This window comes from Streptomyces scabichelini, from assembly GCF_011045015.1.
Lineage (GTDB): Bacteria > Actinomycetota > Actinomycetes > Streptomycetales > Streptomycetaceae > Streptomyces > Streptomyces scabichelini.
Map to the genome: position 1 here is coordinate 1 of NZ_JAAKZY010000298.1, position 11,228 is coordinate 11,228.

At 71.0% G+C, this 11,228-nt stretch carries 9 protein-coding genes and 1 pseudogene; all 10 read left to right on the forward strand.

The annotated features are described in order from the left end of the window. Nucleotides 1–237: pseudogene (locus tag G5C60_RS46520) on the forward strand (IS630 family transposase); the annotation flags it as partial. Nucleotides 238–621: 384 nt separating this feature from the next. Further along, on the forward strand, nt 622–1,062 hold the full coding sequence (locus G5C60_RS46525; protein WP_206440856.1) for a hypothetical protein: 441 nt from the start codon (nt 622–624) through the stop codon (nt 1,060–1,062). A gap of 1,146 nt (nt 1,063–2,208) precedes the next feature. Beyond that, the gene (locus tag G5C60_RS46530; RefSeq protein WP_165269636.1) at nt 2,209–3,273 is read left to right on the forward strand and encodes an ABC transporter substrate-binding protein; all 1,065 of its coding nucleotides are present in this window, start codon (nt 2,209–2,211) and stop codon (nt 3,271–3,273) included. A 65-nt stretch (nt 3,274–3,338) separates the two neighbouring features. After that, nucleotides 3,339–5,030 (forward strand): ATP-binding cassette domain-containing protein, encoded by a 1,692-nt coding sequence (locus G5C60_RS46535; RefSeq protein WP_165269638.1) that lies wholly within the window; start codon nt 3,339–3,341, stop codon nt 5,028–5,030. Continuing rightward, nucleotides 5,023–5,988 (forward strand): ABC transporter permease subunit, encoded by a 966-nt coding sequence (locus G5C60_RS46540; protein ID WP_165269640.1) that lies wholly within the window; start codon nt 5,023–5,025, stop codon nt 5,986–5,988. Before G5C60_RS46535 ends, G5C60_RS46540 begins: the two co-directional genes overlap by 8 nt. Next, nucleotides 5,985–6,980, forward strand: a complete 996-nt coding sequence (locus G5C60_RS46545; RefSeq protein WP_165269642.1) for an ABC transporter permease — start codon at nt 5,985–5,987, stop codon at nt 6,978–6,980. The genes G5C60_RS46540 and G5C60_RS46545 overlap by 4 nt, the downstream gene beginning before the upstream one ends. Then, a complete protein-coding gene (locus tag G5C60_RS46550) occupies nt 6,977–8,218 on the forward strand; it encodes a M20/M25/M40 family metallo-hydrolase (RefSeq protein WP_165269644.1) in 1,242 nt (413 codons plus the stop codon). Before G5C60_RS46545 ends, G5C60_RS46550 begins: the two co-directional genes overlap by 4 nt. Continuing rightward, nucleotides 8,209–8,949, forward strand: coding sequence for an MBL fold metallo-hydrolase (locus G5C60_RS46555; protein WP_165269646.1), 741 nt, complete (start codon nt 8,209–8,211; stop codon nt 8,947–8,949). The genes G5C60_RS46550 and G5C60_RS46555 overlap by 10 nt, the downstream gene beginning before the upstream one ends. Next, entirely contained in the window at nt 8,946–9,749 is an 804-nt protein-coding gene (locus G5C60_RS46560; protein WP_165269648.1) for an IclR family transcriptional regulator, read from the forward strand. Before G5C60_RS46555 ends, G5C60_RS46560 begins: the two co-directional genes overlap by 4 nt. A 25-nt stretch (nt 9,750–9,774) precedes the next feature. Next, nucleotides 9,775–11,058 (forward strand): hypothetical protein, encoded by a 1,284-nt coding sequence (locus tag G5C60_RS46565; protein WP_165269650.1) that lies wholly within the window; start codon nt 9,775–9,777, stop codon nt 11,056–11,058. The last annotated feature ends 170 nt before the right edge of the window (nt 11,059–11,228 follow it).

The following is an 11,228-nucleotide window of genomic DNA, read 5'->3' on the forward strand; positions in this document are numbered from 1 at the left end:
TTCACCCCGACCGGTTCTTCCTGGATTAACCAGGTCGAGCGGTGGTTCGGCTACCTCGCCCACCAGATGATCCGCCGCGGCGCACACAAGAACATCCAGGCCCTCGAAGCCGACATCCGCGCCTGGGGCAAGGACTGGAACGAAGACCCCAAGCCCTTCATCTGGACCAAGACAGCCGAAGAAATCCTCGACTCCCTCGCCCGCTTCTGCCGACGAATCTCTGGCGCAGGACACTAGGAGGTTTGATTTGCAGTCCGTCGTCCGAAAGGCGGCAGGTCACGCCGGCGTGAGCGTGGCTGTCGCAGCCATGTCCGTGACCGGTGCGTCGACGGCCCAGGCGGAGCCTCCCACCCACGGCTGCCCGTATCCCTATGTCTGCTTCTACGTGGAGGTGTACGCCTGGAACGCGGGCACGCCGATCGCCAAGTACCGCGATATCACCTGTCGCCGAACAGCCAGACCTTGTTCACGAACGCTTACAGCGTCACCGGAATAAAGATCTCCAGCAGTTCCACCTGCTGAATCTGCTCGCACGGTCGGCGGGCGCTTCCACAGCAGTCGGGCCGTCCTGTGTCCTCGAATCGGACGCGGCCCGGGAGGAGTTGCGACATCGGACTCGGTGTGTCGACGCAAGTGTCGGCACAGGCGTCCGTCCATGCCCCCGCCAAGTCGTCCGCCGCCGCACCGCAGTCGGTCAGCGGCACGTCCGGCCACGTGGTGGCCCGGGTCGCCGACTTCTATGGCGCGTACGTCGACGCGAAGGGCGATTACACGGACCCGGATGTCACGCTGGCCACGGCGCTCCGCAAGCACGACCTGACGCCCGACTTCGCCAAGCGCCTGGCGGCCTGGGAGAAGAAGAACGGGGTGGACGGCGTCCTGCGTGCCCAGAACGTCCCGGCGCGGTGGACGGTGACCGACAACGGCACCTTGGGGCACAGCCACGAACTCATCGTCACCCTGACGTTCGGCAGCGGGGAGACCACGCAGAAGACCAAGCTCTTCGTGCTGGTGGAGCGGTACAACCACATCAGCGACATCGCCACCACGAGCGCCCACTGACGGCGAAGCTGCGGAGGTACTCCGTCTGCCCTGTCCCGGCCGGGACAGGGCACCGGGGTGGTCCACGGTTGCCCTCTGGGGTTGCCCGAGGAGTGCCTCCCCGGCCATCTGTCACTCGAACCGACCGCCTTGCCCATCTGACATCGGGCGGAGCGAGCCAGTATTACCTCGCCGACCGTCCAGGGCAGCGTCATCGGCCTCGTCGACGCCAGCGGCAAGCGCACCGCCACCTACAGCTACGGCCCCTACGGCGAGGCCCGCACCGCCACCGGCACCAACCAGCCCTACCGCTACACCGGCACCTACCTCGACCCCAGCGGTCTGGACTTCCTCGGCTTATCAGGTGGCGAGCGGCTCGCGCGGCGGCCAGGCTGTCGGACTTGCCGCCATGTTCGTCCCGGGTGGGCAGGCTGTCGGCCTCGCTCTGGCCGCTGCAGGAGTGGGGAGTAATCACGTAGGAGGAAAAATGTACCCACAGGCAGCGGCGATAACTGACAACTGGCCGGCGACCATCATCATGTTGCTCCAGGGGCTGTCATCACGTTCTTCCTCATCAGGGGTAAGGGCAAGGGGTAAGGGCAAGTAGAGCTACTTCGCACGTTGCGTCTGCCGCCCCTCCTGCGAGGGGCGGCAGACGTGCAGCAGCTCTTGGTTCCGGGAGGAGTTCGCGGATGCCCTTCCGAAGCCCGCCAGCGAACCGCCTGCGGGCTTGCCCAGGACCACCGTGGGCTTTTTCCGCACAACCCCTCCCCAGCCGCGTCCTCGGCGTGCGCCCCGAATGTGCCGGGCGCTGCGGCTCGTCCCGCGGTGTCCGCGCTTGTCTTCGGGTGACTGCGCAGGAGCCAGCGAGCAGGCCGTCACCGTAGGAGCGCCGCCACAGCTGCCCGGCAGGGCACCGACCGCCTTTCCCCGCCCCACCAGCAGTGTTGTGCAATACAAAATTTTATCTTGCAAGCGTAGCGCCGCGCCTCGGGCACCACCTAGCTTCACCTTTCAACAGATTCGGTTCTTTCGTCCGGAACGCCGATGTTCCGGCTTGGTGACTCCGCTGCCGGCCGGACCGCTCCCGGGCCGCCCGTGATCGCAGGAGTTCGCCGCACGCACCGGCCTTCTCACGGCCGGGCACCTTCTCCCCGAGGAGTTTCGATGAACGTACGTTTCAGACGTGGGGTCGTGGCGGTCGGTGTCCTGTGCTCACTCGCCGCTGCCACGGCGTGTGACGTCCAGTCCAAGGACAACAGCGTCGCTGCCAAGGGCAGCGGGAGTCCGACGGCCGCCAAGGCCCTCAAGGTCGGCTGGTCGACGATCTATCTCACGCCTTCGTGGATGCAGCAGACGTTGAAGCTGCTGGAGGACGACGCCGCCAAGCTGAAGTCCGCCGGCAAGGTGGCCTCGCTCAAGACGTTCAACGCCAACGGCGACACCTCGCAGCAGATTTCGCAGATCCGCGCGATGATCCAGCAGAAGTACGACGTCATTCTCGTCGATGCCGGCTCCTCCACCGCCCTGAACCCCGCGCTGGAGCAAGCCGTCGCCGCGGGCATCACGGTCGTGTCGTTCGACTCCCTCGTGACCAGCGACAAGGTCATCAAGGTCGGCACCGACCAGAAGAAGTGGGGCTCGATGACGGCCCAGTGGCTGGCCGACAAGCTCAAGGGCAAGGGCAGCATCATCGCGATGAACGGCCCGGCCGGGGTGGCCGTGAGCGAGGACCGCTGGGCGGGCGCTGCCGAGGTCTTCAAGAAGTACCCCGGGATCAAGATCGTCAGCAATGTGCACAGCGAGTACAACGTCGCCCCGGCCGCCCAGGCCTTCGCCTCCGCGTACTCCGCGAACCCCTCCATCGACGGCGTCTTCTCGCAGGGCGGCGCCCTGTCGGCCGCGGCGCTCCAGACCCTGATCAAGCAGGACAAGAAGCTGGTCCCGATCACCGGCGAGAACTACAACGGGTTCCTCAAGCTCTGGCAGAGCAACCTGAAGTCCGGGTTCTCCTCGCTGTCCACCGCCCAGCCCAACTACCTCTCGGTGATCGCCTTGCAGGCGGCCGTGGCCAAGGCCGAGGGCGTCGCGGTCCCCTCCGACATCACGGTCCCGCTGCCGAGCATCACCGACAGCAACCTCAGCCAGTACGTGAAGCCGGACCAGCCGGACGACTCGTACCCGATCACGGCTCTGCCGCAGTCCGAGATCGACAAGCTCATCGGCAAGTAGCCCGAGGCCCCACAGCCCCTGGCCGGACAGCCCCCGGCCGGACAGCCCCAGGCGAGGAGCGCCGCGTGACAGTGCTGAGCGTTGAACAGGTGTCGAAGTCCTTTGCCGGAAACCGCGTGCTCCATGAGGTGAGCCTCGGCGTCGAAGCCGGAGAGGTGCTGGCTCTGGTGGGAGAGAACGGGGCCGGCAAGAGCACCGTGCTCTCGCTCGTCACCGGGCTCCTCACCCCCGACTCCGGACGCGTCGTCTACGGCGGCGAACCGGTCCGGGCGTGGTCGCCGCACCGCGCCCGGGCCGCCGGGATCAGCTCCGTACACCAGGAGTTGAGCCTCAACCCGCACCAGACCGTCGCGGAAAACGTGTTCCTCGGCGCCTGGCCGAGCCGTCGCGGCCTGGTGCGGGCCCGGGACCTGGCGGCCCGGGCCCGGCCGCTGCTGGAACGGGTCGGGCTCGACATCGACCCCCGGACCAGGGCGGGGCGGTTGCCGCTGGGCCCGCAGCAACTGGTGGAACTGGCCAAGGCACTGGCGAACGAACCGCGCCTGCTGATCCTCGACGAGGCCACCTCGGCCCTCGACGAGGACCAGGTGCAGGCCGTTTTCCGCGTCGTCCGCGAGCTACGGGACCGGGGCTCGGCGGTGATCTTCGTCAGCCACCGGATGGCCGAACTGTTCGCCGTGAGCGACCGGCTGACCGTGCTCAAGGACGGTGAGGTCATGGCCACCAGGGAGCGCGAGCGGACCGACCACGACGACATCGTCCGGCTGATGGTCGGACGGGAACTGTCCGACCTGTTCCCCGGCAAACCCGGCAAACCCGGCGAATCTGGAAAGCCCGCGGCGGGCGACCTGCTCGGCAAGCCCACGGCGGGTGACCCGTCCGGCAAGCCCACCGCGGGCGATCCGCCCGTGGGGCCCCGCGGCCGGGCTCCCGACGCGCCCGGTCCGGCCGCCGCGGCACAGGCCCGCCCGCGCCTGCGCGTGCGCGGGCTGACCGTCCCCCGCGGCTGCTCCGGGATCGACCTCGACCTCACCCCCGGCCGCATCCTGGGCCTCGGCGGCCTCCAGGGCCAGGGGCAACGCGAGGTGCTGCGGGCCCTGTTCGGCCTGGTCCGGCACACCGGACAGCTGGAACTCGACGGGCGGCCCTGCCGCATCGCCTCGCCGCGCGAGGCGATCCGCCAGCGCATCGCGTACGTGCCGGAGGACCGCAAGACCGAGGGTCTGCACGTCGCGCAGAGTGTCCGGGCGAACCTCGCGCTCACCAATCTCCGCGGCCTCGCCCCGGCGAGGCGGCTGACCACCGTCTCCCGTAGCGCCGAAGCCCGGCTCGTCGACGAGTTGATCGCGAGCATGCGGATCAAGGCGTCCTCGCCCGCCCAGGAGGCCCGTCGGCTGTCCGGAGGCAACCAGCAGAAGGTCGCCCTGGCCAAGTGGCTGCCGGCCGAGCCCCGGGTACTGCTGCTCGCCGAGCCGACCCGCGGCATCGACGTGGGAACGAAACGGGAGATCTACCATCTGCTGCGCCGCCTCGCCGACGACGGCGCGGCGGTGCTCGTCACCTCGGGAGACACCATGGAACTGGTCGGCCTCTGCGACGAGGTCGCGGTGATGTACGAGGGCGCGATCGTCGAGCGGCTCAGTGGCGCGGCCCTGACCGAGGAACGGCTCGTCCGGGCCTCCGTCATGGGCGCCGCCCAGCACCCGGACGCCGATGCCCGTCCGGCGGATGCCGCCGGGAGCGTGGCCCGTGCGTGAACTGATCCGTACCACCGCCAAGGGCAACCCGGACCTGCTCGCCCTGCTCGGCCTGCTGGCCGTACTGCTCGTCGCCTACCAGCACTACGACCCGAGCCTGCTCACCCCCGCGTCGATCACCATCCTCTCCGCCCAGTTCCTGCCGCTGATCCTGGCCGCCGCCGGCCAGACGACCGTGATGCTCCTGGGCGGCATCGACCTGTCCCTCGGCGCGGTGCTCGGGCTCTCCATGGCGGTCTTCGCCACCTACGAGGCGCACAGCGCGGGCGGCGTCGCGACGGCGGCGGCCCTCGCCCTGTGCGTGGCCGTCGCGGCGGGCGCCGTCAACGGGACGCTGGTGGCGTACGCCGGACTGCCGCCGATCATCGTCACCCTCGCGGCGTCGTTCCTCTGGGGCGGCGTCACCCTGGTCGTCCTGCCGCAGCCGGGCGGCAGCGTACCGGGCGGACTGGTGGACGCCTACAACAACGGCTGGAACGGCATCGCGCTCCCGGTGGTCTGCGTCGTCGCGGCCCTCGTCCTGTGGCGGCTCTTCCGGACGACCCGGCACGGCCTGGCCCTGTACGCCGTGGGCGGCAACGAGCACGGGGCGTACGCCAGCGGACTGCACACCCGGGGCGTGAAAATCGGCGGTTACGCGCTGGCCTCCGTGTTCACCGGACTCGCCGGCATCGGCCTGGCGATCCAGACGGGCTCGGCCGACCCCACGATCGGCGCGCCGTACACGCTCAACTCCATCGCCGCCGCGGTGCTCGGCGGCATCAGCTTCTTCGGCGGCATCGGCCGGATGCGGGGCACCGTACTCGGCGCCCTGGTGATCGGGCTGCTCACCAACCTGCTGCTCTTCACCGGGATTTCGCCCTTCTACCAGCTCATCGTGCAGGGCGTGGTCCTCATCGTGGCGCTCACCCTCAAGACGTATCTCACCAGGAACGAAAGGGAGGGGATGTCCCGATGACGGCGTCCGCACCGGCACCCGCACCCGCACGGGCGGCTGTGCGCGCGGCCGCGCGCCACCCGGTGCTCGTCGCGCTGCGCGGCTCCAGAGCCGCCTGGGCCTTCGGCGTGCTCGCCCTCACCTGGACGGGAGCGGTGGTCTTCGCGAGCGGCTTCGACAGCACGTCGAGCTTCCGCTATCTCGTGCAGACCGCGTCCTTCCTCGGCATCGTGGCGGTCGGCCAGACGCTGGTCGTCATGATGAGCGGGATCGACCTGTCCGTGTCGGGCGTGGTGGCGCTCTCGGCGGTCGTCTGCGCCAAGGTGGCCGGCGAGGGCGGCGGCGCGGCGGGCATCACGGCGGCACTCGTCCTGAGCGCACTGGTCGGCGCCGTCAACGCGGCCGGGGTGATCTGGCTGCGGGTGCCGCCCATGGTGATGACCCTCGCGACCGGCACGATCATCTCCGGCGCCCTGCTCGTCTACACCAACGGCTCCCCGAGCTCGGCGAAGGTGCCGCTGCTCGACTCGCTCGCCAACGGCCGACTGCTCGGCGTTCCGTACTCCTTCGTCCTGTGGCTGGCGGTCAGCGCCGCCGCCGTGTGGTTGCTCCACCTGTCCCGGACCGGCCGGTACGCGTTCGCGCTCGGCAGCAGTGAGCCCGCCTCCCGCGCCTCCGGGGTGCCGCTCGGCGCGACGGCGTTCATCGCGTACTCGGCCTGCGCCGTGCTGGCCGGAGTGGCCGGCTTGGTCCTGCTCGGATTCACGGGCACCAGCTCGCTGACCATGGGCACCCCGTACCAGTTGCTGTCCATCGCGTCGGTCGTGCTCGGCGGGACTTCCATCCTCGGCGGACGCGGTCACCTCCTCGGCACCGTGGCCGGGGCCCTGCTGCTCACCCTCCTCACCGCGCTCCTGATCTCCTGGAACCTCTCCGAAGGCGTCCGGCAGGTGGTGCTCGGTGTGCTGATCATCGCCCTGCTGCTGGTGTACGCGCGGGAGCGCAGGTCGTGACGGTCACCGCGGCCGAGGTGGAGCCGCTGCTGCGCGCCCTGGTCGCGATCCCCAGCGTCAATCCCCGGGACGGCCGGGGCGACGGCGGGGAGAGCGCGGTCGCCCGCTGGGTACGGGACTGGCTGGTGCGGCGGGGCATCAGGACCGCCCTGCACGAGGTGCTGCCGGGCAGATGCAACGTGGTCGCCGTCGTGCCCGGACGCGATCCGTCCGCGGTCCTGCTGGAATCGCACCTGGACACGGTGGAGACGGACGGCATGACCGTCGGCCCGTACGACGGCCTGGTACGCGGCGGCCGCCTGTACGGGCGCGGAGCCTGCGACGCGAAGGGCCCGCTGGCCGCGTTCATGCTGGCCGCCGCCGAACTGGCCGGGGGCGAAACCCCGTTCCACACCGTCGTGCTCGCCGGGGTCTGCGACGAGGAGCACGCCTACCGGGGAGTGCTGCGGCTGCTGGCCGATCTGGAGGACCTGTCCGGTGTCGGCGCCTTCGTCGGCGCGATCGTCGGCGAGCCGACCGACCTCGTCCCGGCCATCGCCCACAAGGGCGTCGTGCGCTACACCGTACGGACGACGGGCCGGGCCGGGCACAGTTCCCGGCCCGCCGAGGCGGTGAACGCCGTCTCGCTGATGGCCCCGGTGATCGCACACCTGGCGGCCACCGCCCCGGCGCCCCCGCCGCACCCGCTGCTGGGCACCGCCACCCGGTGCGTCACCCGGATCCGGGGCGGCACCGGGCCCAACACCGTCCCCGGCAGCTGCGAGGTCGACGTGGACCGGCGGACCCTGCCCGGCGAGGACCCGGTGGAGGTCTGGCGGCAGGACCGCGCGGAACTCACCGCACTCACCGCGCTGGGCGGCGCACCCGTCGAGGTCGACGAGCCCTTCACCGTCGACCACGCCCTCGACACGCCGCCCGGCAGCCCCGTCGTCGTCGCGCTGTGCCAGGCGCTGGCCGACCACGGGCGGCCAGGGGCCGTGCAGGGGATGCCGTTCGGAACCGACGCCAGCAAGATCGCCCGCGCGGGCATACCGTCCGTGGTCTTCGGGCCCGGCTCGGTCACCGACGCACACTCCGCCGACGAATCGGTCGCGCTCGCGGACGTGGCGCTCGCCGCCCGGACCATCACCGCGACCGTCCGCCGCCTCACGCAGCACATCCCGGGCGCGACGGGTCTGGTCCGGGCCCCGGCCTCGGATGTGGCTGCCCGCCGGGAGAGGGAGCGACCGTGCGACTGACCGAACATGTCGTCCTGGTGGCCAGCGGGGCCGCCGGATTCGACCTCACCGATCCGCTGGACTGCCATGTCTACCTGGTCCGGGGCACCCGGCGCAGCGCCCTCCTCGACGCCGGTGCCGGACGCTCCACCGCCGACATCCTCCGCAACGCGGCGACCGCCGGGGCGGCCGAGCCGGACCATCTGCTGCTCACTCACGGCCACGCCGACCACGCGGGCGGCGCCGCCGCTCTGGCCGGGCGGCTGCCGGGGATGCGGGTCCTGGCCGGCGCGCCCGCCCACGCGTGGATCGCGGCGGGGGACGAGCCGGCGATCAGCCTCGACCGGGGCAGATCGGCGGGCGTCTACCCGCCCGACTACGTCTTCCCACCCTGCCCGGTCACCGCGCCGGTCTCCGACGGCGAGGAGATCGACCTGGGCGGCGGCGTCGTACTCCGCGCACTCTCCACGCCCGGCCATGCCGACGGCCACACCTGCTACCTCCTCGACGCCCCCGGGTACCGGGCCCTGTTCTCCGGGGACTGCGTCTTCACCGGCGGCCGGGTCTCCCTCCAGAATCTGCACGACTGCCGGATCCCCGAGTACGCCGCTAGCCTGACCCGGCTCGCCTCGCTCGACATCGACGCACTGTTCCCGGGGCACCACGAGATCTCGCTCGCCCGCGCCGGACGGCACCTCGCGGCCGCCCGGGACACCGTGGCACGCGGTCTTCTTCCGAGGAGTACCACATGACCACCACGCCTTCCCCCCGCAACCAGTCGTCCTCCCTGCGCCGCGCGCTGGACATCCTGGCCCACATCCGCGACGACACGGGGCCAGGCCGGGGCATGTCCCTGACCCGGATCGCCGAGGAGCTGGGCATCAACAAGAGCACCGTGCTGCGGCTCACCACACCCCTCATCGACGCCGACCTCCTGGTCCGCGACCGCGAAACCGGCTGGTTCCGGCTCGGCCACGGAACACTCCGGCTCGGCCAGGTGTACCTCTCCTCGCTCGACCTGCGCACCGCCGCCGCCGAACCACTGCGCCTTCTCCAGCAGGCCTCGGGTGAGACCTGCCATCTCGTCGTGTACGAGCCCCCGGACGTCGTCTACATCGACAAGGTCGAGAACGAGACCAACGTGCGCATGGCCTCCCGGGTGGGCAGCCGGATCCCCGCGTACCGTACGGCCGTCGGCAAGACCATCCTCGCCTGGCTCGACGAAGCGGCCTTCGGTGTCGTGGTCGCCGCCGGCATGCCACCGGTCACCGAACACACCGTCACCGACCCGGCGCGGCTGCGCGCCGAGCTGGAACGTGTCCGGCGGCAGGGTTACGCCATCGACGACCGGGAGAACGAGCGCGAGGTGAGGTGCGTGGCCGCGCCGATCTTCGACCACACCGACGGCGTGACCGGAGCCCTGAGCGTCTCCGGGCTCGCTACCCGGATGACGCCCGCCCGGGTCCGTGAGATAGCCCCGGTCGTGGCCCGGACCGGCCTGGAGATCTCCCATGCCCTCGGCTCCTCCCGGAGCCCCGAGGCGGGCCACTGATGAACGCAGCTGTCGAGGAACTCATATGAGCCAGAGTGATGTGAGCCAGAGTGATGTGAGCAAGGACCGGCGGGAGCGGCGGACGGAGTCCTCCGTCTACGCCTTCGTGGAGGATCTGCGCGGCGAAGGGCCCGACCTGGTCCTCGACCGGGTGCTCGGCACCTACGGCTGCGACGGCCTCACCGTCGCGGCCGCCTACCACCGGGCGCGGGACGTCACACCGCACGGCGCGTCACGGGTCACCCTGCGCCGGGACGGGGTCCACTTCCTCCCGCCCGCCGACCTGTTCGGCGGGCTCCGCCTTCAGCCGCCGGTCCAGCCCGGCGCCGAGGAGGAGCCGCTGCGCGCGCTGCGTCGCAGCACCTCGGAGAGGGGCGCCGGACTGTCCGGCTGGACCGTGTTCCTGCACAACACCACTCTCGGCCTGGCGCACCCCGACGTCACCCAGGAGAACTGCTTCGGCGACCGCGCCGCCCCCGCCGACCTGTGCCCCGCGCACCCGGACGTACGGGCCTACGCGACCGCGCTCGCCCGCTCGGTGGCACGCCTCGGGGTGGACCGGGTCGTCGCCGAGTCGCTCCACTTCGGGACATTCGGCCACGGATACCACCACGAGCGAAGCTTCGTGGAGTTCGGCCCGCTGGAGGACTTCCTCCTGGGCCTCTGCTTCTGCCCCTTCTGCGCGGAGCGAGCCGAGACCGCCGGGGTGGACGCCAGGTCCGCCCGCAGGGAGGCCGAACGGACCGTGAGCCGAGTACTGGAGGGCGCTGCCCCGCTGCCCGGCGGGCTGAGCCCCGAGACCCTGGGCGGACAGGTGGGGGAGTCCGTCGCCGCGTACGCGCTCAGCCGTCGGGAGACGGTCGGCTCACTGGTCGCGTCCGTGGCCTCTGGCGTGGCGGAGGAAGGCTCCGGGCTGGTCTTCCTCGACCTGACCGGGGCGATCAAGGGCTATGGGGACGGCCTCCCGACGGGCGGCCCGGCGGTCGACGAAGCATGGCGCACCGGTATCGATCCGGCGGCCGTCGCGCCCACCGTCCCCGGCTACGCGGTCCTGGCCTACGCCCGCGACCCGGCCCGGATCGCCGAAGACCTCACCGCCTACCGGACCGCAGTGGGTGACGACTGCGCACTGCGGGCCGTACTCCGCCCCGGCGTCCCCGACACCTCGTCCGCGGCCCACCTGGCGGAAAAGGTCGGCGCGGCCGCCGCGACCGCCGACGCCGTCGACTTCTACCACTACGGTCTGGCCCCGCTCCCCGTCCTGGACCGCATCCCCTCGGCATTGGCCCACGCACGTCCATCAGCCTGACCGGGCGCGGGGGAACGCCGGTGGCGGCCTGAACTTCGTCCGGCTAGTGTCCTGCGCCAGTAGTTGATCGTTAGTTGGTATGTGACTCCTACTGCTGGTGCGTCAGTTCCTCGTCGGGGCCCGAAACTGGAGCCATTGCTGCTGTCTGCTGAGGAGCGGGCGGAGTTGGA